Raw genomic sequence first — 23,258 nt, forward strand, 5'->3', positions numbered from 1 at the left:
TGCTGAAAACGCATGGGGCCTGCAGTGGACGGCGACAATCAGCAAGTCCGGCCGTGTAAAAAAATGCATAGTTGCGTCCGCGGCGGGGAGATCCTCACCCTTCGAACAACGCCTATGGACGCCGCCTTTTGGCTTGCCCGTCGAATAGAGCCAGAACGCGATGTCGTTAGCGCAGCTCATGAATGGCGTGGAACGCGGTTCTGCATCGGCTTGAACACGCGCTCGCCCGGCAGGTCGTCCCCTTGCGTATGCGACACGATCAGCGCGCGGCCTTCATTGGCGGTATCGGCGTATGCTTGCGCGATGCCCGGCAGCAACGGAGCCGATGCAATGACCGCGCGTGCGCGGCTGTGATCGAGCATGTAGGCGTAGTCCATCGGCGTCAGCAAGGTGTTAGCGACAACCGGTACAACTCCCACATAAAATGCGCCGAGAAACTCGATGGGCAGGTCCACGCTGTCGAGCATAACCAGCAGGATGCGCTCCTCGGGATGAATGCCCAGCGCGTTCAGCACCGAAGCAAACCGGCGCGCCCGATCCGCTAATTCGCCATACGTCGTGGTACCGTCATCGTCTATGTAGGCAACTTTTTGCGCTCGCGTTTCGTTCAACGCGAACAGATGCGTTGCGAAGTTGAATTGGACCGGCGGGGCATTGGCGGCGGGTTGTCCGGCGGTCGCGGGCGGCGCAATGATGGCGTCCATGCTGTCTCCTTCCTGATAATGGGGCGACGCCTATGCGCCGGGCGAATGCCGTGCGCCATGCGTTCGGTTCTGTCTGTGCGCAGATTGCTGCGGACCGGTGATGCGTTTAACGCGGGCCGCTATGGTCAGCGCGGTCCTTCAAATTTCGTATTTTCCTGTCGATTCCGTGAGCGCTTCGATAGAAGCGGCGGGTCCCTGGATTGCCGCACGTCGATGATAAAAATTCAGGGCGCGAACTCCTCCGAGTTCCTCACCGCCTCCGGCGCGTCCCGGACCGCCATGCAGTGACATCGGCATGACGTTGCCGTGGCCCGTTTGACTCTGCGCGACCGAGGGCGAGATGGCATGAACGCGACCGTGCGTATCGGCGAGTTCCAGCGCAATGCGGGCAAGGCGTGCGTCGTCGTTCGAATAGACCGAAGCGACCAATGAGCCCTGGCCGCGCCGCGCGAGTTCAACTGCGTGAGATTCTTCGAGCAGCGCGTCACCCGTCGTGACTTCATAACCACACAGTGTCGCCACGGGACCGAACACTTCGACATCGTGGACACGTACCGCGCGGCTTGCGTCGTCGATCACGAAAAGATGTGGCGCGATACACGCGGCAATAGCCGGATCGGCATCGACGAGCTGAACTTGTGAACCGTCGAACACCAGGCGCGCTTCTTCGCGCAAGGACGCGATGCCGGCACGAACCGCGTCGTATTGTTCGCGGCTGACGAGTGAACCCATGCGCATGGACTCGTTGCGCGGATTGCCCACGCTCACGTCTGCGAGTTTCGCGCTCAGCGCGTCGGCCGCTGCGCCCAGATACTGTTTCGGCACGAACGCGCGGCGGATGGCCGTGCATTTCTGCCCCGACTTGACCGTCATCTCGCGCACGACTTCCTTGATGAACAGGTCGAACGCGGCAGTGCCCGGAGCCGCATCGGCTGCGAGGATGGCGCTGTTGAGGCTGTCCGCTTCCACGTTGAGCCGGGCGCCGCGTGCAACGAACGCGCGATGGGCGCGCAGCGTCGCGGCGGTCTCAGCGGAGCCGGTGAACGACACGACGTCGAATGTTTCGATCTGGTCGAGCAGGCCCGCTGAACTGCCGCAGATCACCGATAACGCGCCGGCCGGCAAGATGCCCGCATCGACGACATCGGCCACCATGCGTTGCGTCAGCCACGCCGTCGCGGTAGCGGGCTTGACGATCACCGGCACACCCGAGAGCAGCGCGGGCGCCGCTTTCTCCCACAGGCCCCAGGACGGAAAGTTGAACGCGTTGATGAATAGCGCGACGCCACGCGTGGGCGTCAACACATGCTGCGACTGGAAACTCTGGTCCCGGCTAAGACTCACGGGCGAGCCGTCGCGCAACGCGTGCACGTCGCCCAGCGTGGCACCCAGTTTCGCGTAATACGAAAGCGTGAAAATGCCGCCGTCAATATCGACCGCCGAATCGTTCTTCGTCGTTCCCGAGTTCGCGAGCGAAATGGCGTAGTAGTCATCGCGTCGTGCTTGCAGCAGCTTCGCGACTTCCGAAAGCCGCGCGGCACGAGCGGCGTAGGTCAAGCCGCGCAATGCCGCGCCGCCGGACGTGCGCGCGTAGTCAAAGGCGGCGCGGAGATCGAGACCACCACTGGAAACGCGCACGAGCGCTTCTCCCGTGACCGGATCGGTGAGCGTCGTACCGTCGCCATTGCCCGCCACCCATTCGCCCGCGACATAGTTTCTTAATAGTTCGGCCATTCAAAAGCCCTTGGTGGTCATTGATGGAGCGACTTGAACCGAAGCACTTGCTCAGGCCGCGTGCTTCGTGAATTCGATCGCACCCTCGGGCAACAGATAAAGCACGAGCGCTTCTCCTCCTGCTACGGTCGGCCGATGTGCGCTGCCGGGACCGTACACGCACCAGCCGGCGGCGTGGCCATCGAACGTCGCCCCTTCGGTCAGCGGCACGATCAGGTCGATCTCGCCGTTCGGATGCGCATGGTGGGGACCGGCGATATTGTTCATCTGCACGACATCAACAGAAAAGCCGTGGGTATCAGGCAGCGCCTTGAAGATGCGTCCGTAACGAATTCCGGCCGCTTCACGCTCGGCAAGCCAGCCCTCCTGCACGCCGGTGCGGCACGCGCTCGCGAGTTCGGTATATCCCGTACCGCCTGCCGCGTACTCGACGTTCAGCCACGCTTCAAGCGCTGCATCGAGTGGCCGGGACGCGATCCTTGCCGTTACGCGCGCAATCAGGCTCTGGAACTCGTTGGGGGACATGCGTATCTCCGTCGCGCTAAAGCGCTGTTCGCCGTTAGCCGCGCCGATCTCCACGATATTCGCGGCGACGGGTCAGCTTCTTCGTACTTGGGTGCATTAAACTTAGCTTGCAACACGTTGCATGTCAAGCACTATAATACATTTATATACCTCACCGAGAGTTATGGATATGAAGCAAACCGCCGTTTTGCAGCCAATTGAGGGCGGAGATCAGAGTGCGGACGTCGAAAAAGGGCGCGAGAGCCGCGATCCTTTCCTGGTCGGGATGGGTGAGCGCGTGCGTTTGATGCGTGCGCGTCGCGGACTGACGAGAAAAGCGCTGGCGAAAGAGGCTGACGTGTCCGAGCGATATCTGGCGAACCTCGAATCGGGTGTCGGCAATGCTTCCGTGCTGTTTCTCCGGCAGTTGATGAAAGCATTAAACTGCACCTTGGCGGAAATCGTGGGGGACGAAACCACGTTGACGCCCGACTGGATGCGCATCCGGGAGTTGTTGAACGGCCGCGATCACGACACCCTCAAACGCGCGCGGATAGCGTTGGAAGAGATGCTTGCCACGGCCCCGCAGGACCCTCACCGGTTGGAAAGGATCGCGTTGATCGGTTTGCGCGGCGCGGGTAAATCGACGCTCGGCCGGATGCTTGCCGATGAACTGAAAGTGCCGTTCGTCGAGATCAACCGCGTGATCGCGCAACTGGCCGGCTGCCCGCCGTCGGAGATTCACGCGCTATATGGAGCAACGGCTTACCGTCGATATGAGCATCGCGCGCTCGAGGCGGTGATCCAGGAGCATCCGCGTGCGGTGATTGCGTCGCCGGGTGGCCTGGTGTCCGAGCCGGCTACCTTGAACGCGTTGCTGACGCACTGTTTTACGGTATGGCTCCAGGCCACGCCGGAAGACCATATGCGCCGCGTGGTGGCCCAGGGGGATCTACGGCCGATGTCGGGTAACAAGGAATCCATGGATGACCTGAAGCGCATTCTGGCCGGGCGCAGCGAGCTGTACGGTCGCGCCGACATGACCTTCGATACCAGCGGAAAGTCGCTGGCGGAATGCTATTTATCGCTGCGAGATCGGCTGGCGGCACGACTTGCGTCCGAATAGCAGTCGTCTGGCCTCCGCATTAACCCGATAAGAGCATTAAAATGCTTGCTGTCATCCGTTAGATGCACTATCGTACACAAATCATATCCCGTGTCCGAAGGAGACATCCATGGCAGTCGCGCAATCAGCGGAGCAGGCCGGCATTAACGGCACGGCCTCGGCAGGCCAATCGGCCGCAACCGCAGTACAGGCAGAAACCGTCGCAGCGCCAGTGGGCCAGCGCGTCGATTACCGCACGGAGCCGGGCCGTTACAAACACTGGTCGCTGACGTTCGACGGCGCGGTGGCGACGCTCGGCATCAACATTGCCGAAGATGGCGGTATCCGCGACGGTTATAAGCTGAAGCTCAACTCGTACGACCTGGGTGTCGATATTGAATTGCACGACGCTTTGCAGCGCGTGCGCTTCGAGCACCCGGAAGTGCGCACGGTCGTGGTGACGAGTCTCAAGGACCGCGTGTTCTGCTCGGGCGCCAACATTTTCATGCTCGGCCTTTCATCGCATGCATGGAAGGTCAATTTCTGCAAGTTCACCAACGAGACGCGCAACGGTATAGAAGATACGTCGCGCCACTCCGGTATCAAATTCCTCGCGGCAGTCAACGGCGCGTGCGCTGGCGGCGGATATGAAATGGCGCTCGCGTGTGACGAAATCTATTTGGTCGACGACCGCTCTTCGTCTGTTGCGTTGCCCGAAGTGCCGCTGCTCGGCGTGCTGCCCGGCACCGGCGGACTCACTCGCGTGACCGATAAACGCAAGGTCCGCCACGACCGCGCCGACATCTTCTGCACGATAGTTGAGGGGGTGCGCGGCGAGCGTGCGAAGCAATGGCGTCTGGTCGATGAAGTCGTGAAGCCGAATGTATTCAAGGAAACGGTGCAGGCCCGCGCGCTGGAACTGGCCGCGCAAAGCGATCGGCCGGCCGGCGCGCAGGGCATTGTCCTGACGCGTATAGAGCGCACGGATCGCGACGACGGCCTGAGCTATGCGACCGTCGATATCAGTATTGACCGAGCCCGCCGTACCGCAACGTTTACCGCGAAAGCGCCGTCGGTGAATCCGCAGTCGAACATAGATGAAATCGTCGCGGCCGGCGCCAACTGGTGGCCCCTGCAGTTCGCCCGCGAACTCGACGACGCCATCCTGTGCATGCGCACGAATGAACTCGATATCGGCACCTGGATCTTCAAGACCGAAGGCGACGCACGCACGCTGCTCGCCGCCGACGCCACGCTTCTCGCGCATCGCGATCACTGGTTCGTGCGCGAAACCATCGGCATGTTGCGCCGCACGCTGGCACGTATCGACGTCTCGTCGCGCACGCTGTTCGCGCTGATCGAGCCAGGTTCATGTTTCGCCGGTACCTTCGCCGAACTCGCGTTTGCTTGCGACCGCAGCTACATGGCGGCGTTGCCGAGCAACGAGGAGGAGGAGCCGGTGCTGACGCTCTCGGAAGCGAACTTTGGCCTCTACCCGATGGTCACCGGCCAGTCGCGCCTCGGCCGCCGTTTCTATGACGAAACGGAGCCGATGAACGCCGCGCGCGACCAAATCGGGCAGCCGGTGAAGCCGGTCGAGGCGGAACGCCTGGGACTGGTGACGGCGTCGCCGGACGATATTGACTGGGCCGACGAGATCCGGATTGCCATTGAAGAGCGCGCGGCCATGTCGCCGGATGCGCTCACCGGGCTTGAGGCCAACCTGCGCTTCAACGGTGTCGAGACGATGGAGACGCGCATCTTCGGACGCTTGTCGGCGTGGCAGAACTGGATCTTCAACCGGCCGAACGCGGTGGGCGAGAAGGGCGCCCTCAAGGTGTACGGCAAGGGCAGCAAGGCGCAGTTCGACCTCAATCGCGTCTGACGCGTCTTGCGTTCCGGTCCTCATGCATCCAGCGTTCATCAACGTCACGGCTATAAGGAAACAACCATGTCCACGCTCAACTCAACGATCAACTACAGCGAAAAGATCCCCAACAACGTCAATCTCGCCGATGACCGCACGCTGCAGCGCGCGCTCGAGCAATGGCAGCCCAACTTCCTGGCATGGTGGGGCGACATGGGGCCGGAAGGCTCGCCTAACTACGATGTGTATCTGCGCACGGCAGTGAGCGTGGACGCCGGTGGCTGGGCGCATTTCGATCACGTGAAGATGCCGGACTACAGGTGGGGCATTTTTCTCACGCCCGGCATCGCGGACCGGCAGATCAGTTTCGGAGAGCAAAAGGGCGAGGCGGCATGGCAGGAGGTGCCGGGCGAACATCGTGCGAACCTGCGGCGCATCATTGTGACGCAAGGAGACACCGAGCCTGCATCGGTCGAACAGCAACGGCATCTGGGACTCACGGCGCCCTCCATGTACGACCTGCGTAACCTGTTCCAGGTCAACGTGGAGGAAGGACGTCATTTGTGGGCGATGGTGTATCTGCTGCATCGTTACTTCGGCCGTGATGGTCGTGAGGAAGCCGAAGCATTGCTGGACCGTCGTTCTGGCGACGAAAACAATCCGCGCATTCTCGGTGCGTTTAACGAACGCACGCCGGACTGGCTGGCGTTTTTCATGTTCACCTACTTTACGGATCGCGACGGCAAGTTCCAGTTGTCCGCACTCGCCGAGTCCGGCTTCGACCCGCTCGCGCGCACGACCAAGTTCATGCTGACGGAAGAAGCGCATCACATGTTCGTGGGCGAATCGGGTGTCTCGCGCGTGATCCAGCGTACCTCGCAGGTCATGAACGAACTGAAGACCGATGATGTCAACAAGATTCGCGCGGCCGGCGTGATCGACCTTGAAACCATTCAGCGTTATCTGAATTTCCACTACTCGGTGACCATCGACTTGTTTGGTGCGGATCATTCATCGAATGCGGCGACCTTCTATAGCTCGGGCCTCAAGGGCCGTTACGAAGAAACCAAACGCGACGACGATCATCAGTTGAACGGCCAGAGCTACAAGCTGCTCGACATTCAGGACGGCAAGCTGGTCGAGCGCGAAGTGCCCATGCTCAATGCCATGAATGAAGTGCTGCGTGACGACTACATCAGGGATTCCGTGGCGGGCGTCGGGCGCTGGAACAAGGTGCTGGAGAAGGCGGGTATCGACGTTCGCCTGAGCGTGCCGCACAAGGCTTTCAATCGTCAGATCGGCACCTTTGCCGGCGTGCGCATAGCGCCGGATGGTCGAGTGGTCAACGAGAATGAATGGAAAGCAAACGAGGCAAAATGGCTGCCGACGCCGGAAGATCGTGCGTATGTCGCCTCGCTGATGGGCCGCGTGGTTGAGCCGGGCAAGTTCGCCAACTGGATCGCACCGCCGGCGATGGGCATCAATCGCCAGCCAGTCGATTTCGACTACGTGCGCTTCAACTAAGTAAGGCATTCAGCAGGCGCGTCGGGACCGCTACGAAACTTCGTTGCGGTCCCGGTGCAGAGGGAGATAACAATGAACGGTCCAGCCCCCATGGAAGTCCTCAAGCAGCATCTGATCGACCCGGAGATCTGCATTCGTTGCAACACATGCGAAGAGACGTGCCCGGTCGACGCCATTACCCACGATGCTAACAACTACGTCGTCAAGGCTGAGGTCTGCAACGGTTGCATGGCATGCATCTCGCCGTGCCCGACCGGCTCTATCGACAACTGGCGCACGGTGCTGAAGTCGCAGGCGTATAGCATTGAAGAGCAGTTCACCTGGGACGAACTGCCGGCGCAGAACACCACGGCAAGTGCGACGCTGGATAACCCCGCTCCAACCGCCGCCGATACCGACACAACCGACAACCCCGACGAAGGTCCGGAAGGTATCGACGTGGATACGGTGCGCGGCTCGACTCTGCCGCCTTGGTCGGCGGCCAAGCCTTATGTGAATTTGTACACGCACAAGCTGCCGGTGGTGGCGACCGTGGTCGGCAACTACCGGCTTACCAGCGAGTCTACCGAGAGCGATATTCGTCACATCATGCTGGATTTCGGCACCACGCCGTTTCCGGTTGTCGAAGGCCAGTCGATCGGCATCTTGCCGCCGGGCACAACGAAAGACGGCAAGACGCATCACGCTCGTCAGTACTCCATCGCGAGCCCGCGCGACGGCGAACGCGAGGGTTATAACAACTTGTCGCTGACGGTCAAACGGGTTACGCAGGATCATCGCGGCAATGAGGCGGACGGCGTTTGCTCGAACTATCTGTGTGACTTGAAGAAGGGCGACAAGGTCAATGTGATCGGTCCGTTCGGCAGCACCTTCCTGATGCCGAACCACCCGAACTCGCATCTGCTCATGATCTGCACGGGCACCGGTTCGGCCCCGATGCGTGCGATGACGGAATACCGGCGGCGCAGGCGCTTGAAGGGCGCGACCGGCAAGCTGATGCTGTTTTTCGGCGCGCGGACCAAGGAGGAGTTGCCTTACTTCGGACCGCTCGTGAACCTGCCGAAGGATTTCATCGATACAAACCTGGCGTTTTCACGCACGGCAGGCCAGCCGAAGCGTTACGTCCAGGACGCGATGCGCGAGCGCGCTGTCGATATCGCACAACTGCTAAAGGACGACAACACCTACATCTACGTGTGCGGCCTGAAGGGCATGGAAGACGGTGTGTTGCAAGCGCTGAAGGAGATCTCAGGACGGAATGGGCTCGATTGGGAGGCGCTGTGGCCGCGTCTCAGGCACGAAGGGCGGCTGCATCTCGAGACGTATTGACCGACAACGTCACTTCCTTACCGGCGTCGATGCGCTTGCCCTGCGCCGATGCATTTTCGCTTATGCCTATATGAGGGCGTCGCGCCGGTTTCTTATAGGGTAAGCAGAAAATGACAGACAACTCATCGCCCGGTACGAGCTTCGAGACGATTCGCTGCACCGTAGACGAACGTGGCGTAGCATGCGTTGATCTGAATCGACGGGACATCTACAACGCTTTTGACGAAACGATGATCGCGGAGCTAACCCGGTGCTTCGTCGCATTGTCGTCGCGCGCCGACGTTCGTGTAATCCTACTCGTGTCGCCAGGCGAGGTTTTTTGCGCAGGTGCCGACCTCAACTGGATGAAGCGAGCCAGTGCCAATAGCGCTGCGGCGAATCGCGAAGATGCCGAGCGTTTTGCGACGATGATGGAAGCGCTGCATCGATGTTCGAAGCCGATTGTGGCGCGTGTGCAGGGCGGGGCGTTCGGTGGCGGCGTTGGCTTGATCTGCGCATGCGACATCGTGGTGGCGAGCGAACAGGCTAAGTTCGCCGTCACGGAAGCCCGGCTCGGTATTTTACCCGCGGTCATTGGTCCGTATCTGATCGAGGCCGTGGGCGTGCGCGAAGCACGGATGCTGGCGTTGACCGCAACGCTTGTCGACGCCGCGCGGGCGATGGTTATCGGTCTAGTCCATCGCGTGGTGCCACAGGAGGAACTCGACGAACACGTCGAACAAACGGTGGCGGACCTGCTTGGCAACGGTCCGACGTCGCTAATGGAGATCAAAAACCTGTTCGCGAATCTTGCTGCGCGGCCCATCAACGCGGATGTATCCGCGCTGACCGCGCAGACTATTGCGCGCGTGCGTTCGACCGACGAAGCTAGGGAAGGCTTTGCCGCATTCTTTGACAAGCGGCCTGCTGTGTGGAGTGCTAAATGAGCGCAGCGGCGAACCTGGTGAGCAGCACCGCAGCAGTAGTCGGGGTGATCGGTGCAGGTACGATGGGTGCGGGCATCGCGCAGGTCGCGGCTGCAGCAGGGCATCGGGTCAAATTTTTCGATGCGGTCGAAGGGGCGGCCTCGCGGGCTGTAGACAGTCTCGGTGCGGACCTTCAACGCCGAGTCAGCAGCGGCAGACTTTCTGACGGGGAAGGTAAGGCGTTACTGAGCCGCATTGAGCCAGTTGCCGCGCTCGACGCTTTCGGCGACGTCGACATTGCAATCGAAGCGATCGTCGAGCGCCTCGATTTAAAACGTGAGCTACTCGCGCAGCTTGAGCGTATCGTTTCCGACAGGGCAATATTGGCGACGAACACTTCGTCGCTTTCGATTACCGCGCTCGGTCGGTATCTCCGAGTGCCGCAACGGCTTGTCGGGATGCATTTTTTTAACCCCGTGCTGGCCATGAAATTGGTCGAGGTAGTGTCGGGGACGATCACGGTTCGAGCCGTGGCGGAGGCCGTGGCGGAGGCCGTGGCGGAGGCCGTGGCGGCGCTCGCGCAACGGTGGGGCAAGGTGCCGATTCACGCGCGTTCGACGCCCGGCTTTGTCGTCAACCGTATACCCGGCCTTTCTATGCCGAAGCGCTGTTGCTGCTGCAAGATGGTTATGCGACGCCTTCGGTAATTGACGGTGCGATGCGGGCCGCAGGCTTCCGGATGGGCCCGTGTGAACTGATGGATTTGATCGGCCACGATGTGAACTTCGCAGTGACTGAATCTATGTTTGTTGCGAGCTTCTTCGACAAACGCTATGTCCCGTCTGTCGTTCAACGCGACTTGGTAGACGGCGGATTTCTCGGCAAGAAGAGCGGTCGGGGGTTTTATGACTATCGCGACGTGCAGCCGGCGCATGGAGCCGGTAGCGTTGCGAGCACAGCGCATAAAAGCGAGCCGGGGTGTGTGTCCGCCATTGGCGATTCCACAACGATCTGTAGTCTGAGCAGCGCGCTTTCTTTGGCGGGCTGGCAGGTCGAACACGCCAGCGCCGATCCAGGCGAAGCGGCGAATGGTGCTCATCTGCCGGTCACAGACTATTTTGTCGTTAGCGATACGCTCGTCTGCGTTAGTGACGGACGCCCGGCGTCGCAATTGGCTGCCGAACTCGGCCGGCAGCATCTCGCTGTGATCGATCTTATCCTCAACCAGACACCAGGCTCGGTTTGTGTCGCATTTTCTCCTGCCTGTGGGGAGCAACAGCGAACGCTGGTCCACAACATGTTGCAGGCTGCCGGCCGAATGCCCGTCGAAATGGGCGACGCGCCTGGACTAGTGGTGGCGCGCACGGTAGCCATGATAGTCAACGAGGCTGCCGAGGCGGTATTGCAGGAGGCGTGCGACGAGGTTTCCGCTAACACTGCGATGAAGCTGGGAACCAACTATCCGGGCGGACCGTTTGACTGGCTCGGCCTGCTCGGCCCAACTACCATATGTATGATGCTCGATCACTTGCACTCGCTGTATCGGGGAGAGCGTTACCGTGCCAGCCTATTGCTGCGCATGCGCACCTGGGCCCACGTGGCGGAGGTAAATTGATGAATGATCGCTTTGAGGTCGACACGGACAATTTCCGGGTCGATCTGCTTGATGGCGCGGCTGAGTTGGTGTTCGGTGCTCCGGGCAGTATGCTCTTTACCGACGCCCGAGGTCATCGCGAACTTGCGAAAGTCTGGTCGCGTCTGGACGCACACGACGGCATCAGGGCCATCGTGTGCGTAGTGAGGGTAGGAGTTTTTGCGCCGGCGGTACGCTCGACGTTGTGAAGCAAATGGTCAGCAGCGAGAAGTCGCGTCTGCGCGTGCTGACGGAAGCGCGGGCGATCGCTCAGGGCATGATGGATTGCGACTGTCCGATAGTGTCGGCAATCAACGGAGCCGCAGTCGGCACGGGACTGACCGTCGCACTATTGGCCGACATTTCAATCGCCGCAAAGTCAGCTAAGCTGATCGACGGGCACACGAAACTTGGGGTGGCAGCCGGAGATCACGCGACGCTGATTCGGCTACTCCTTTGCGGCATGGCGAAGGCCAAATATTATCTGTTGCTGTGCGAGACGTTGAGCGGCGAGGAAGCCGAGCGCATTGGCGTGCAACTGGCTGCGGGTTTCGAGCCTGATCGTCCGTAGCATGGTTGTGAGAGCCTACGAGCAATTATGAATGGCGATGATCAGACGTGAGGTGCGAAGAGATGAGTCGTTTTGCGGATTCGTTGGCATGCCACAAACGAGCGCAACCACGGTGCGATGCGCCGCGAGAAAACACGGGCGTTGGGTGCACGAGCTTAACTGCGGCAGTAGTGCCGCAGATTGATTAGTGTGTAGGCGAGCGTCTTGAACGCATAGTGCACCTGGCTAATCCGCTCAAAGCGAAGCAGCAGACGCCGAAACTTGTCCTCCCAGGCGAACACGCGTTAGATCGTGCGAAAGCGCTCCGCGAAGATCGCCGCGTTGAAGTGCCGCTTGCGGCCTCGCTTGGGTGTTTTACGGCCCCGTCGATTTTCGGGAGTATTGGGACGTATGTTCCGGTTGAAGATGGACTTACGATTGGCCCGGCAGTCGTACACCGTCCAGGCTCACCGTTGAACCGCGCGGTCCATGCCGATGGCGCGGGCCATCTCACTCAGTTTGGGCAGCGCATCACGCAGCAAGGGCGATTCATTGCGATTGCCCGCAGCGGCAATGAATGGCGAGATGATGTTGCAGTCGCGATCGCAGAAGGCCACGACCTTGTCACCCTTGAGATGTTTGCGTCCGCTGTATCCCCAGGTTGTCGCCGCCTTTCTTCGCCGCCGTGGTGGTGCCGTCGCCGTGAATGACCGTGAGATCCAGCCGCCCGTCCTGGTGAAGCTTGCGCACCGAGCCGGCAAAAATCTGCTCGATGCAGCCATCGTTCTGCCAGCGCCGTAGTATTCGATAGATGCGCATGTGTAGTGAATCTCGGGGAGGCCTCGGGCGTTCATCTTGATCGCCTGTGCTCAAGACAAATTGTTCAAACTGTTCAATGCTTAATTTCGTTGGAATCGCTTGCCTGTACTGACTTCCAGCCATCCGTCATATTCGCAGATCTGAACTTTAACCGATCCGAGCGTGCAAGGCGTCATAACCAGTCCCAACGAGGCTCGCAGACAAATTAAGCCCCATCGGAAAACCCGCAACCATGCATGGACGCCCCCGGTTTGCCAAGCTCTCATTGGTGATGGTTTGAAGGCATAGATTGCAGCCATGCATCCGGACTTCAATGTCAGGCGCATGCCTGCCGGTCCCTGATGGAATCCGCTGGTCGACTCCCAATCAGTTGGGCGCACTGCAATCGTGCGTTGGTTGCGTCGGGTTTGATCGACCACGGTCTGACCTGTCTTGCCATCACTGCTTGATCGCCTGAGCAATCGGTGGTTTGAATCTCCTTTGCTTGATTGCTGTTTTCAGATTTGGGCGGCCGCCCCGGTTACGCGCTCGCCTGGGCGCTCGTGTAGCCGGGCCGGAACTCTCGGTCGTGAGCCAGCAGTGCCCACACGATGCGCGCATTCTTGTTGGCCAGCGCAACGGCAGCCACATTGGGATTTCTCCGCGCCAGCAGCGCTGCCAGCCAGCCGCCGACCTTGTCCTTCTTGCGCTGGAAGGCGCAAATCACTGAGCGCGCACCGTGGATCAACAGTGTTCGAAGATAGGTATCCCCGCGTTTGCTGATGCCGAGCAGCACGTTCTTGCCGCCGCTGGAGTTCTGCCGCGGTACAAGGCCTATCCACGCTGCGAATTGACGTGCGTTGTCGAAGTTCTTCGCATCGCTCACCGTCGCCACCAGAGCACTGGCGGTGATCGGTCCAATGCCCGGAACCTCCGCCAGCTTGCGGCTGAGTTCGTTGTCCCGATGCCACGTGACGATCTGAGCCTCGATTTCACCAGCCTGGCGGTCCAACTCCTTCAAGTGCTCCATCAATCGCTGTACGAGCAGGCGAAACGAGCCCGGTAGCTCATTGGCGGCGTCCTCGAGCAGCTCCGGTACTCGCTTGGCGATGTTCGCCATGCCTTGCGGAATGATGAGCCCGAACTCGGCGAGCAACCCCCGGATCTGATTGGCTTGCGCGGTGCGCGCCTTGATGAATCCCTGGCGCACCCGGTGCTGTGCCAGCACGGCTTGCTGCTCTACGTTCTTGACCGGCACGAACCTCATGTTGGGCCGCGCCACCGCCTCACAGATCGCCTCTGCATCAGCCGCGTCGTTCTTGTTGGTCTTCACGTAGGGCTTGACGAACTGCGGCGCAATCAGGCGCACGTCGTGTCCAAAACCCTGCAGCTTGCGCGCCCAATGATGAGCGCTCCCACAGGCCTCCATTCCGATCAGACAGGGCTGCAGATTGGCGAAGAACTTCGCAACCTGATCGCGTTTCAACACTTTCTTCAGTACCTCTCTGCCATGCTCATTTACGCCGTGCACGGCAAAAACGCTTTTCGCCAGATCGATGCCAATTGTCGTAATCTTCATGGTGGACGCTTCCCTCGTTCAGGTGGTTGCTTTGACACTTCCACTTTGGCACATCGATGCCGTTTCGGGTGGGGGCGTCCATTCCATTAGTTGGGAGCGAGTCTTATCGCTGGCTCGCACGACGCTCCTGCGCGGGGTGAAGTGTTACACGCCGGAGTTCGTCGCGCGCTGAAACCGCTTCGGCATGGCCGCTGTGCAATCGTGGTGCGTCGACGAAATCCACCCGAAGATTCGCGGGCGGGTTCACCGGTATCGGGCGGCTGAGCTCGTCGGTCAGACGGTTGACACCAGGCTCAGTACCAAGCGCGACGTGAAGGCGGCCAAAGCCATTTTGCAGGAACGCAATCAAACATCATGTCTGATGCCGCATGTGGCATCAGCGCGTGGACTGTACCGGCGGCATAGAAGTTGAGTTTATGATGGCCGTCTTACCAGGAGCTGATCTTGCCGGCTACGCATACTGGCTCGTTGCCTAAAAAATTCAGTACGCTAAGGGGTGGAATTGCTGTCGCCCTCCTGAGCCGCGTTTTGCTGTTCAGTACGGTGGTGACGCTGCTGGTGACTGTCCTTCAGCTGTTGCTGAGTTACCAGGCAGCGGTGTTTGGGTTGCAGAATCGCTTCAATGAAATTGAGGAAGGGTATGCGCGAGGTCTGGGCAACGCGCTGTGGGCCGTCGATCGCAAACGGTTGGAGGACCAGCTCGACGGAATGCTGCATCTGCCCCTGATCCGTTACGCTGAAGTCCGCGAAACGCAGGACGCGCAACCGCTGACGGTCTCGCGAGGTTCTGCAAAGGTTGAGAACGCGGTCGTCAGAGAGTTTCCTGTTTATTGCTGTGGCAACGACCGCCACGAGATCGGGATCCTGCATCTGGAAGGTAGCCTGACTGACATCTATCGTGATCTGTTTCGCCAGGCGTTGGTGATTCTGGTGAGCAACGCGGCGAAAACGTTTCTGGTCGCGCTGTTCATCCTGTTTATGGTACACAGGGTCGCGACGCGCCATCTTGTCGATATAGCTGCGACGCTGCGAGGACGCGCACCGGACGGCGGTATGGGCCCATTGCGGTTGCGCCGGATACGGCGGAGATCCGACGAACTGGATCAGCTGGTCGATGTCCTCAACACAATGTTCGAGGGACTCGAGCAGCACGCTGCCGAACTCCGCAGTGCGAACGCGCAGATGGCGGCGATCCTCGACAACATTCCAGACATCGCCTGGGTAAAAGACACGCACGGTCGATACGTGGGAGCCAACCGAGCCATGGCGCGTGCCCTAGGCTACGCTGAACCGTCTGACATGATCGACAAGACCGACTACGACTTGCACCCGTTTGAACGCGCAACGGCATACCGTGCCGACGATGTCGAGGTAATGGAGTCCGGGCGCCGCAAGCGGATCGAAGAGACGCATATTGAGGCGGATGGTCGCTGTAGATGGGTGGACACGATCAAGACACCTTTCGCCGATGGAAATGGACAACTGGCTGGCACAGTCGGTATTGCCCGCGACGTGACCGAACGCAGGAAGGTAGAAGAGGAACTCGCGCGAGCGAATGAGAGCCTACGGTCCGAAATCGAAGAGCGTAGGCGCATCGATGCTCGACTGCAGTCGAGCGAGGCGCGCTTTCGCGCCATTGTCGAGACGAGCCCGGTGCCACTGTGCATTGTCTCGATGCCATCCGGCGAGATCTTCTACACGAATGAGCCGTTGCGCGCGCTGTTCGGACTCGATTCACACAACCACGTGATCAGCAACGTCGTTGACCTCTACGTGGATGCTGACGAGCGCGACAGGTTGGTGGAGCATATGCGCCAGGAGGAGAGTTGTCGCGACACCGAGGTGCATTTCCGCAGACCGGACGGCACGACATTCTGGGCAATGGTGACGGCCCGCGTCGCCACGTATGACGATGCTCCGGCAATCTATGTCGGCCTGAACGACATCACGGGGCGCAAGCGAATCGAGCAGGAGCTATTCGAGTCGCGCGAACAGTTGCGCGAGGTATCCGCCTACCTGGAGGCGATTCGGGAAGAGGAAAGAAAGCACATTGCCATGGAGGTTCATGATGAACTGGGCCAACTGCTTACCGCGCTGAAGATAGATGTGTCGTTGCTCAGGATGCGGCTTTCCGGCGACCCGGACGCCGTGAAGAAGACCGACGAGATGCGTGAGCTCGTTGAAAAGACGATCTGGATGGTGCGCAATGTGGCGAACCATCTGCGGCCCGCAGCGCTGAACTATGGCATCGTGTCGGCGCTCGAGTGGCTAGTCAACGACTTTGGTCGCCGCAACGGCATTCCCTGCAAATTGAGGACCAATGGCTGTGAACCCGTTTTGCCGGACGCGCATGCGACGGCCATATTCCGTATCGTGCAGGCATCACTGACGAATGTCGCACGTCACGCTGGGGCGTCGCGGACAGACGTAACGTTGACAGCCAGCAACACGTCGCTTGACCTCCACATCAGCGACGACGGTTGCGGTTTTGATGCGGAGGCCGCGGCGGAGGGATACTCCTACGGACTGCTCGGCATGAGGGAGCGAGCCCGGCTGATTGGCGCAACGCTGCAGATCGAAAGCGCGCCCGACACGGGTACGGGGATTTCGATTCACGTCCCTCTAAGCGACGAACCACAACGATGCTCAGGAATCTGATAACAGACGACAACTCGATCCTGCGGGATGCATTAAAGCGGCTCCCCGAGGCGCCAGCAATCGTCGCCGCCTAAGAAGCCGCTGCACCCGCTGTAAGATCGCCTGGTCAGACGACGCTGCCTTGACAAAAAACGGTGCAGAGACCGATGGTTCGCACTTGCATGAACCGGATCAAGTTGCGCGATTGGCGGCTCGCGCTCTTTCGTCACAGCAGCATCACCCAGCGGGACCGGCAGCCCTTGATGCCGGCGTGACGCGCGTGTCTTGATCCTTGATCCTTGTGCCAGATGGTTGAGATACGCTTCAAATTCATTGATATCTTCTGTCATTGCGATCACCCGCAATCTCTGATAATTCACAGTATCGGAGGGCGCGAACGGCTACCGGAGACGGATGGCCCACGCTTTCGCCCACGAGTTAGCTCGCATCGCCGCAATGGTGCGTCGTCACCGGTCTGGGTAGACGAGAGTTTATTTTGGAGTCGAGGGATTTCGTCTGAAGTCGTACCATAGCTCAGGACGACCGACAGGCGTGCCGGGTGTCAGCAACGGGTTGTTCAGTTCGATCACAGTGCGCGTTTCAAGGCGCGCCTTGCGCAGGCGCTCGCCATAGTATTCCTGGAAGAGCTTGTCGAACGAGCCGTCGGCTATGGCCTTCTCGAGCCCATTGCGGATTTCCTGCGCAAGCTTGGTGTTGTTGCGGTTCACCATGAAGTAGGCGTCGTAGAGATAGTGCAGGGCAAGATGGGGCTCCACTTGCAAGGTATCCGCAACGTTCGCCTGCTCGTCCCAGATTTCCATGATGCTGCGAGGAAAGTAGTCAAAGCGCTTGACTTCGAGCATTTTGAATAAGCCTTCGTAGCTCGGAGCGGTGATCACGTTGATCCCGTTCGCTTCGAGGATCTCAGTATCGGGCCAATCCTGCCCCTGCGCGAGCCGTACGCCTTTGAGGTCCGCCAGCGTCTTGACGCCGGCGAACGCGCCTTGATCGCCTTTTCGGATCAAACCGAGGCGCCATCCCAGCACGCCCTTGTTGATCGGGATACGAATCGCCAGCAAGCGTGCCTCACGTTCGGGAGAACTGGGAATCGGGGCGACATCGATCGTTCGACCGGCCGCAAGTTCCCGCACTTGGCGCTCCTGGCTCATGGGGAACTCGGCGGTCTGGAGCCGATAGTTAACGCCGGTTTCTGACAACGCAAGCTGCAACAGCCGTAACGCATAGTCGGAGCGATGATCGCCCTCAAACTCGGGCTTCGGAAAGCGAACGACTTCGGCACCGGCGACATCCCCATGCCAAACGAGCAGCAGACAAAGGAGTAGTCGAAACATCACGCGCATGATTCTCTCCTATGGCCCTGCAGATGTCAGTTGTAGGTGCAAATAGCACAGGCGAGCGCGAAGCCACCAGGCTGGTCTGCATCTCGTCGAGCTGAAAAGTCTGCCGTCCAAGCGTAGGGCGCACAGGTATCTTCGATGCGCGCAGGACGTCGATCGCATGTGCGACAGCCGTTGCGCGTTCGAGGGGTTCAGCCTTCGGATGTTTGAGAAGCGTGACGAGATCGCCACGGTGAAGCTGGCAGGCAGCGGCGACGCGCTGGTGGCGGATGCGCCCAACGACTCCGCGCGCGGACGGCTCCTCGTCTCTACCGGGCAAGTAGCGGACGACCGCTTCCCGGTCGGACAGACCCGCGTACCACGCCCGCAGTGTGGCCAGCATATCGGCATAGGGAAAGTCGTCCGGTGGCTGCGCAGAAGCAGCGGGCGAGCGAAGTGGGTTTTCATGAAGGCGAGTTTAGCCTGAAAACGTCCCCATTAATGCCGTGGCAAATAGCGAGGGCGAATCGGTTAAAATATTGCCTGATTGAATTGCGAACGCACGAATGGACAAGCTAATAATTGCTCTGGTGAAAATGGTCGATGGATCGAGATTTTCAGATAAATAAGGATGCCTTATTTATCTAACGAAACGGTGTTCCAAACGGCGGATTCAGCGGTATCCTTGAATCCAAGAACGGATAAGTCGAACTGACCCTTGCGAAGGTTCTGTTGCAGTACGGCGTTCCGCTACGGAAATTTTCAAGGTAGCTGTTGCCTCAACGACTGCGTTCAGGGAACCATTGTCTCCTGGTTACGGCGGTTGTGGGGCGACGCCTTGGTCATCAATGCAATCCGGGTTCAGATGCAAAGCACCTACGCGCTGCGAGTTGCGCGTGCGGTCTTTCATCGCCTGTCCGCACCCCGACGCTACGCCTGCGGTTCTACTACTGGGACGGAGGCAGGCCCGCTATATGATTATCAAAACCAAGGCGGAGCCTGTAACTGGCGCCCCAGTGCAAACCTAGACCGTGATTTCGCGGTCGAAGTGACGGACGTTGAACAAAAAGTCCATGTTTTTCAGCTTACTCATTGCAGGTTCGAGCTCGTCAAAATCCGAACACAACCCACCGGCCCGTATGATTTTCATTGCAATCATTTTTTCTCATCGCCCGATCTTATGCGAGCGTCCCGGCAAGTTGCCAATGCCCATTGCTATCAACGCCTTTCATAAGCTCACGCAATTGCGTCCGCGGCGTTTTGACCGGTAGAGTGCATCGTCGGCTGCCTGGATCACTGCTTCCGGACCTTCGCCAAGGTTGGTCGTCGAAGAAGCGCCGACGCTGACTGTCACCACATCAATGCCATCGTCTCGACCGCCATGCGGTAGTGCCGCATTCACCACGGCATCGCACAATTGTTGCGCTACGACTCGTGCATCAATTTGATTGGCATTGCGCAACAGCACCGCAAATTCCTCACCGCCATAGCGCGCAACAAGATCGTTCGCATTTCTCAGATTCGCGTTCAGAACCGCTGCGACCCTCTGAAGGCATACATCACCGACGGGATGGCCATATTGATCATTGAAAGCTTTGAAAAAATCGACGTCAATCATCAAGATCGCGAGTGGTTGTCGCGATGCGCGACATCCCGCTATCGCTTCTTTGAGATGTTCGCCAAAACACCGTCGATTGGCAATCTGGGTGAGGTGATCGATATTTGAAAGTAGTGAAAGCTTTAACTGCGACTCATAGAGTTCTACAAGCTGCCGATTGGTTTCGGCGACAAGAATGAAAAGTCCAATAATCAGAAGGGGAACCAGCACGGCTAGCAACGCGTACCCCTTATCATCGGTTAGCACCGACCCCGCCATGACGGGCACTAAGCTGGTTAGCAACTGCCACCTGGCAAGACGCGGCAACGCCGCATTGCGGACGGCGACCGCCCCGCCCGTAGCTACGTTGGACACGACCATGATCAGATAGATAACGGGATCATGGGAGTACGCCAGACAATAAAAAGTTAAAACTCCCCAGCAAATCGACGATCCAACGGCCGTCACTCCAAAAGCCAAGACTGATTGTTCAAGGTCAATCCATGCATCTGTCTGCGTAAGGCGTTTAAAGCTAACGATAATTTCGCAGCGAATGAGCAGCAGCGTGCTGCACAGAATAGTCATTGCCAACACAAAGCCGTCGTCGCGACGTGCAAAGGCAACGGCACCGCACATGATGCTTGCTAACCCGACCATCAGAACGTTGCTCGCACGCCCGAACAACATGAATATCAGACGTCGACGGATCTCATAGGCGCGAGCTCGCTCGGGCCGGCTTTGGAACAGACGGGAAGTGACATCGCCCAAACGGGAGAGGATGACCGTCTGGCCTTCAGCCTCCTCGAGGGGTTGCGTTGATGACGCAGCTGTCGATGTTGATTCGTCATGCATTGGCATGTTCATGCTGGACTTCCCAAGCCTGCTTGATACCGAAGACAAGGAACGTATGCAGTCCGGCCGCAATGGGTCCCCATCGTTCGAGAGATCAGCGCGGATCCATCTACGAGACGATTTGCTTCGCCATTGCACGCGTCTGCTTGTCGGTCACCGCGGCGAAGATCCCCTGCCTGTCGTTCGCGCAAGGGATGCCAACCTGTCCCAGGCACCGGTAATCTTCGAACACTTCTTATCCGCGATTGTCATGTTTACGGCGAGCTATCCGGATTCTTTAGCCAACGCCATGGAGATCGGCAAGAAGACATAGGAAGCAAACGACGTACGTTGCCAACTCCCTAAGCCGAAATTCTCGCACCTGCGCCATAAAATATGTCGACGCGATAGTCGTCTGGCAAAGGTCGCATTGTCGACCTTTGAGACGCGTCGAACAGGACGAGGATCGGTCGGTTTATGAGCGGTGCCTCGAGCCAAGGCCAGGTCGGCGGCGTACCGAGGCAGGCTTTGAACAGCCCCGTCCCCGTCTTGCCGAACGTCTCAGAATCGAGGCCGAGCCATAGCAGGTCAATGTGGTTTGATGCGCAGTACGGTGAGGGCACCACGACGACGTGCCAAGTGCATCAGGTCCATGGATTCAATTACACGTGCATGTTGGCATGTGCTCGGCGAGGGTTTGTTCCTCTAAAGGGGAGGACTGCGCTGCCGTAAAGCAGAGGCAGACGTACCGCCTACCGTTTGCCGCAAAGAGCGCTGTTATGTCAGATGTACCACGCATGCTGACAGAACAAAAGCGCGTTCCCGGCCATTGGGCGTTCTCATTTCATGTAGACGGGAGCAAAAACAAATGAATCTCAGACAGATGACCGTCAAGGCGAAATTGAGCACGGGCTTTGGCGTGCTTGCCGCTATTGTTCTGGTTGTATCGGGCCTGTCAGTGAAAGCATTGAACGACTCGAACGAGCGATTTTCTAGCTACGTTGCAGGCATCAGCGCACGCGCTGACATGGCAATGCGTGTTCGGACCGCCGTCGATCGGCGCGTCATCGCCACCAATAATCTCGTACTGTTAACCAAACCCGCCGACCTCGAAACCGAGAAGGCCGCGGTCATCCAGGCGCGGGATGACGTCCAGTCCCGTCTTCGTAAGCTGAATGAAATGATAGCCAGCGCGACTGACACGAGCGAGAAAGCCCGTAGTCTCGTGGCCGAGATCAACCGTATCGAAACGGCCTATGGGCCGGTAGCGCAGGCGATTGTCGATCTCTCTCTCGACAACAAGCGTGACGAAGCCGTGACGAAGATAAACGAGGAAGGAAGACCACTGCTTGCGGCATTGATCAAGGCGACCAACGTTTATTCGACGTTCACCGCTGGCCGTGCGGCGCAGATGGTGGAAGAGGGCGCTCAGCACGGCGCGAGCCAGCGCAATCTGCTGATCGCAATCTGTGTAGCTGCGCTTGGGGTGGCCGCGTTAGCTGGTGTGCTGATTACTCGCGGTTTGACGCGTGCCTTGGGTGCCGAGCCTGCAGCCCTGGGCGAGGTCGCTGAACGCATCGCCGGTGGCGATTTGAGTCCCGTGCCGGGTGTACAGCACGCGCCGGCTGGCAGTGTGCTCGCGTCCATGGGCGAGATGCAAGGCAGCCTGGTCAAGCTGATCGGTCAGGTTCGAAGTGCGGCTGAGAGCATCGCCAGCGGGTCGAGCCAGATTGCGGCGGGCAACGTGGACTTGTCTTCGCGCACCGAAGAACAAGCAGCATCGCTGGAAGAAACGGCAGCCAGCATGGAAGAGCTGACGTCGACGGTGAAGCAGAACGCCGAGAGCGCGCAGCAAGCGAGCTCACTTTCCGCCAACGCATCCGAAGTAGCGCAAAAGGGCAATGTGGTGGTGAGCCGGGTCGTCGACACGATGGGTGAAATCAGCCAAAGCTCGACAAAGATCGCGGATATCACCGGGATCATCGAAGGGATTGCCTTCCAGACCAACATCCTTGCACTGAACGCGGCAGTCGAAGCCGCGCGTGCCGGTGAGCAGGGGCGTGGCTTCGCGGTTGTCGCGAGCGAAGTGCGCAGCCTCGCGCAACGTTCGTCGAGCGCGGCGAAGGAAATCAAGGATTTGATCGCGACCTCGGTGCAGAAGGTTCAGGATGGTTCGGCGCTGGCCGCAGACGCTGGCAAGACGATGTCCGACGTCACGCAGGCCATCTCGCGCGTGACCGACATCATGGGCGAGATCGCTGCCGCCTCCGGGGAGCAGAGCCGCGGAATCGAGCAGGTCAATCAGGCGATCACACAGATGGACGAAGTCACGCAGCAAAACGCTGCGCTGGTGGAAGAAGCAGCGGCGGCCTCTCAATCGCTGGAAGAACAGGGTCGGCGTTTAACGGAGTCCGTGGCTTTTTTCCGCCTCGGTGCGGCGGCTCACGATCACGCAGCCGATCGAGCAACCGTGGCGCCGCGCCGCTTGGCACCGGCTAAGCGCCAGACAGCGCCGACCACCAAGACAGCGGCGCCGCTCGCCAAGCGGTCGACCGCGCGAGCCGTACTCGCCCCCGCAGGTGCCACGGCGTCCACCAGCGCGGCGTGGGAAACGTTTTGAACCC

General features: G+C 59.5%; 22 protein-coding genes and 1 pseudogene. 15 read left to right on the plus strand and 8 right to left on the minus strand.

The genetic code is table 11. The annotated features are described in order from the left end of the window. Positions 1-176 precede the first annotated feature (176 nt). From FH08_RS0146230 to FH08_RS0146240, 3 genes are all read right to left on the minus strand, one after another. Positions 177-704, minus strand: a complete 528-nt coding sequence (locus tag FH08_RS0146230; protein WP_031364866.1) for an AMP-binding protein — start codon at positions 702-704, stop codon at positions 177-179. A 138-nt stretch (positions 705-842) separates the two neighbouring features. Continuing rightward, entirely contained in the window at positions 843-2,438 is a 1,596-nt protein-coding gene (locus tag FH08_RS0146235; protein WP_031364867.1) for a 3,4-dehydroadipyl-CoA semialdehyde dehydrogenase, read from the minus strand. Positions 2,439-2,489: 51 nt separating this feature from the next. Further along, positions 2,490-2,963 (minus strand): DUF4863 family protein, encoded by a 474-nt coding sequence (locus tag FH08_RS0146240; protein WP_031364868.1) that lies wholly within the window; start codon positions 2,961-2,963, stop codon positions 2,490-2,492. Positions 2,964-3,132: 169 nt separating this feature from the next. On the opposite strand from FH08_RS0146240, the gene FH08_RS0146245 reads away from it, so the two are divergent. From FH08_RS0146245 to FH08_RS53925, 9 genes are all read left to right on the plus strand, one after another. After that, on the plus strand, positions 3,133-4,068 hold the full coding sequence (locus tag FH08_RS0146245) for a helix-turn-helix transcriptional regulator (protein WP_031364869.1): 936 nt from the start codon (positions 3,133-3,135) through the stop codon (positions 4,066-4,068). 109 nt (positions 4,069-4,177) lie between these two features. Then, complete coding sequence (gene boxC / locus FH08_RS0146250; protein WP_081889843.1) at positions 4,178-5,932, plus strand: 2,3-epoxybenzoyl-CoA dihydrolase; 1,755 nt, start codon at positions 4,178-4,180, stop codon at positions 5,930-5,932. Positions 5,933-5,998: 66 nt separating this feature from the next. Next, entirely contained in the window at positions 5,999-7,438 is a 1,440-nt protein-coding gene (boxB, locus tag FH08_RS0146255; protein WP_031364871.1) for a benzoyl-CoA 2,3-epoxidase subunit BoxB, read from the plus strand. A 72-nt stretch (positions 7,439-7,510) separates the two neighbouring features. Continuing rightward, positions 7,511-8,767: a benzoyl-CoA 2,3-epoxidase subunit BoxA gene (boxA, locus tag FH08_RS0146260; RefSeq protein ID WP_031364872.1), complete on the plus strand. Its 1,257-nt coding sequence runs from the start codon at positions 7,511-7,513 to the stop codon at positions 8,765-8,767. Between the two features lie 110 nt (positions 8,768-8,877). Next, positions 8,878-9,693, plus strand: coding sequence for an enoyl-CoA hydratase-related protein (locus FH08_RS0146265; protein WP_031364873.1), 816 nt, complete (start codon positions 8,878-8,880; stop codon positions 9,691-9,693). Continuing rightward, positions 9,690-10,379: a 3-hydroxyacyl-CoA dehydrogenase NAD-binding domain-containing protein gene (locus FH08_RS54270; protein WP_326929020.1), complete on the plus strand. Its 690-nt coding sequence runs from the start codon at positions 9,690-9,692 to the stop codon at positions 10,377-10,379. Before FH08_RS0146265 ends, FH08_RS54270 begins: the two co-directional genes overlap by 4 nt. Then, positions 10,343-11,287: a 3-hydroxyacyl-CoA dehydrogenase family protein gene (locus tag FH08_RS54275; RefSeq protein WP_326929021.1), complete on the plus strand. Its 945-nt coding sequence runs from the start codon at positions 10,343-10,345 to the stop codon at positions 11,285-11,287. The genes FH08_RS54270 and FH08_RS54275 overlap by 37 nt, the downstream gene beginning before the upstream one ends. After that, positions 11,287-11,514 carry a hypothetical protein gene (locus tag FH08_RS53920; RefSeq protein ID WP_051889035.1) on the plus strand — a complete coding sequence of 76 codons (228 nt, stop codon included), beginning with the start codon at positions 11,287-11,289 and terminating at the stop codon, positions 11,512-11,514. The genes FH08_RS54275 and FH08_RS53920 overlap by 1 nt, the downstream gene beginning before the upstream one ends. A 5-nt stretch (positions 11,515-11,519) precedes the next feature. Continuing rightward, entirely contained in the window at positions 11,520-11,876 is a 357-nt protein-coding gene (locus FH08_RS53925) for an enoyl-CoA hydratase-related protein (protein WP_235210724.1), read from the plus strand. A 446-nt stretch (positions 11,877-12,322) separates the two neighbouring features. Here the strand turns inward: FH08_RS53925 and FH08_RS53930 are convergent, their stop codons facing one another. The 3 genes from FH08_RS53930 to FH08_RS0146285 all read right to left on the minus strand — a co-directional run bounded on the left by FH08_RS53930 (position 12,323) and on the right by FH08_RS0146285 (position 14,232). After that, complete coding sequence (locus FH08_RS53930; RefSeq protein WP_235210725.1) at positions 12,323-12,472, minus strand: hypothetical protein; 150 nt, start codon at positions 12,470-12,472, stop codon at positions 12,323-12,325. A gap of 7 nt (positions 12,473-12,479) precedes the next feature. After that, positions 12,480-12,674: a hypothetical protein gene (locus FH08_RS53935; protein WP_235210726.1), complete on the minus strand. Its 195-nt coding sequence runs from the start codon at positions 12,672-12,674 to the stop codon at positions 12,480-12,482. Between the two features lie 520 nt (positions 12,675-13,194). Then, positions 13,195-14,232: an IS110 family transposase gene (locus FH08_RS0146285; RefSeq protein WP_031364874.1), complete on the minus strand. Its 1,038-nt coding sequence runs from the start codon at positions 14,230-14,232 to the stop codon at positions 13,195-13,197. A gap of 184 nt (positions 14,233-14,416) precedes the next feature. On the opposite strand from FH08_RS0146285, the gene FH08_RS49925 reads away from it, so the two are divergent. From FH08_RS49925 to FH08_RS53945, 3 genes and pseudogenes are all read left to right on the plus strand, one after another. Further along, positions 14,417-14,644 (plus strand): DDE-type integrase/transposase/recombinase, encoded by a 228-nt coding sequence (locus FH08_RS49925; RefSeq protein WP_051889037.1) that lies wholly within the window; start codon positions 14,417-14,419, stop codon positions 14,642-14,644. A 185-nt stretch (positions 14,645-14,829) separates the two neighbouring features. Next, positions 14,830-15,126: pseudogene (locus FH08_RS54110) on the plus strand (hybrid sensor histidine kinase/response regulator); the annotation flags it as partial. Positions 15,127-15,414: 288 nt separating this feature from the next. Next, positions 15,415-16,890, plus strand: coding sequence for a PAS domain-containing sensor histidine kinase (locus FH08_RS53945; RefSeq protein WP_268810850.1), 1,476 nt, complete (start codon positions 15,415-15,417; stop codon positions 16,888-16,890). Between the two features lie 470 nt (positions 16,891-17,360). Here FH08_RS53945 and FH08_RS0146305 read toward each other — a convergent pair whose 3' ends face one another. Continuing rightward, positions 17,361-18,230 carry a substrate-binding periplasmic protein gene (locus FH08_RS0146305; RefSeq protein ID WP_031364877.1) on the minus strand — a complete coding sequence of 290 codons (870 nt, stop codon included), beginning with the start codon at positions 18,228-18,230 and terminating at the stop codon, positions 17,361-17,363. A gap of 157 nt (positions 18,231-18,387) precedes the next feature. Here FH08_RS0146305 and FH08_RS0146310 point away from each other — a divergent pair, with 157 nt between their 5' ends. Continuing rightward, positions 18,388-18,693 carry a hypothetical protein gene (locus FH08_RS0146310; RefSeq protein WP_031364878.1) on the plus strand — a complete coding sequence of 102 codons (306 nt, stop codon included), beginning with the start codon at positions 18,388-18,390 and terminating at the stop codon, positions 18,691-18,693. Between the two features lie 741 nt (positions 18,694-19,434). On the opposite strand, the gene FH08_RS49930 is transcribed toward FH08_RS0146310, so the two are convergent. Continuing rightward, entirely contained in the window at positions 19,435-20,667 is a 1,233-nt protein-coding gene (locus FH08_RS49930; RefSeq protein ID WP_081889846.1) for a GGDEF domain-containing protein, read from the minus strand. Here FH08_RS49930 and FH08_RS0146325 point away from each other — a divergent pair. Then, complete coding sequence (locus FH08_RS0146325; protein ID WP_031364880.1) at positions 20,660-20,968, plus strand: hypothetical protein; 309 nt, start codon at positions 20,660-20,662, stop codon at positions 20,966-20,968. The genes FH08_RS49930 and FH08_RS0146325 overlap by 8 nt on opposite strands. Before the next feature lie 534 nt (positions 20,969-21,502). After that, a complete protein-coding gene (locus FH08_RS0146330; RefSeq protein ID WP_031364881.1) occupies positions 21,503-23,254 on the plus strand; it encodes a methyl-accepting chemotaxis protein in 1,752 nt (583 codons plus the stop codon). Positions 23,255-23,258 lie beyond the last annotated feature (4 nt).

It is taken from the genome of Caballeronia sordidicola (assembly GCF_000729995.1).
Lineage (GTDB): Bacteria > Pseudomonadota > Gammaproteobacteria > Burkholderiales > Burkholderiaceae > Caballeronia > Caballeronia sordidicola_A.

Bases quoted from the DNA above. Each gene is read 5' to 3' on its own strand.
- FH08_RS0146230 (WP_031364866.1), bottom strand. From the start codon at position 704: ATGGACGCCATCATTGCGCCGCCCGCGACCGCCGGACAACCCGCCGCC.
- FH08_RS0146235 (WP_031364867.1), bottom strand. From the start codon at position 2,438: ATGGCCGAACTATTAAGAAACTATGTCGCGGGCGAATGGGTGGCGGGC.
- FH08_RS0146240 (WP_031364868.1), bottom strand. From the start codon at position 2,963: ATGTCCCCCAACGAGTTCCAGAGCCTGATTGCGCGCGTAACGGCAAGG.
- FH08_RS0146245 (WP_031364869.1), top strand. From the start codon at position 3,133: ATGAAGCAAACCGCCGTTTTGCAGCCAATTGAGGGCGGAGATCAGAGT.
- boxC (WP_081889843.1), top strand. From the start codon at position 4,178: ATGGCAGTCGCGCAATCAGCGGAGCAGGCCGGCATTAACGGCACGGCC.
- boxB (WP_031364871.1), top strand. From the start codon at position 5,999: ATGTCCACGCTCAACTCAACGATCAACTACAGCGAAAAGATCCCCAAC.
- boxA (WP_031364872.1), top strand. From the start codon at position 7,511: ATGAACGGTCCAGCCCCCATGGAAGTCCTCAAGCAGCATCTGATCGAC.
- FH08_RS0146265 (WP_031364873.1), top strand. From the start codon at position 8,878: ATGACAGACAACTCATCGCCCGGTACGAGCTTCGAGACGATTCGCTGC.
- FH08_RS54270 (WP_326929020.1), top strand. From the start codon at position 9,690: ATGAGCGCAGCGGCGAACCTGGTGAGCAGCACCGCAGCAGTAGTCGGG.
- FH08_RS53920 (WP_051889035.1), top strand. From the start codon at position 11,287: ATGAATGATCGCTTTGAGGTCGACACGGACAATTTCCGGGTCGATCTG.
- FH08_RS53925 (WP_235210724.1), top strand. From the start codon at position 11,520: ATGGTCAGCAGCGAGAAGTCGCGTCTGCGCGTGCTGACGGAAGCGCGG.
- FH08_RS53935 (WP_235210726.1), bottom strand. From the start codon at position 12,674: ATGCGCATCTATCGAATACTACGGCGCTGGCAGAACGATGGCTGCATC.
- FH08_RS0146285 (WP_031364874.1), bottom strand. From the start codon at position 14,232: ATGAAGATTACGACAATTGGCATCGATCTGGCGAAAAGCGTTTTTGCC.
- FH08_RS49925 (WP_051889037.1), top strand. From the start codon at position 14,417: ATGGCCGCTGTGCAATCGTGGTGCGTCGACGAAATCCACCCGAAGATT.
- FH08_RS53945 (WP_268810850.1), top strand. From the start codon at position 15,415: ATGGCGGCGATCCTCGACAACATTCCAGACATCGCCTGGGTAAAAGAC.
- FH08_RS0146305 (WP_031364877.1), bottom strand. From the start codon at position 18,230: ATGCGCGTGATGTTTCGACTACTCCTTTGTCTGCTGCTCGTTTGGCAT.
- FH08_RS0146310 (WP_031364878.1), top strand. From the start codon at position 18,388: ATGTGCGACAGCCGTTGCGCGTTCGAGGGGTTCAGCCTTCGGATGTTT.
- FH08_RS0146325 (WP_031364880.1), top strand. From the start codon at position 20,660: ATGTTCATGCTGGACTTCCCAAGCCTGCTTGATACCGAAGACAAGGAA.
- FH08_RS49930 (WP_081889846.1), bottom strand. From the start codon at position 20,667: ATGAACATGCCAATGCATGACGAATCAACATCGACAGCTGCGTCATCA.
- FH08_RS0146330 (WP_031364881.1), top strand. From the start codon at position 21,503: ATGAATCTCAGACAGATGACCGTCAAGGCGAAATTGAGCACGGGCTTT.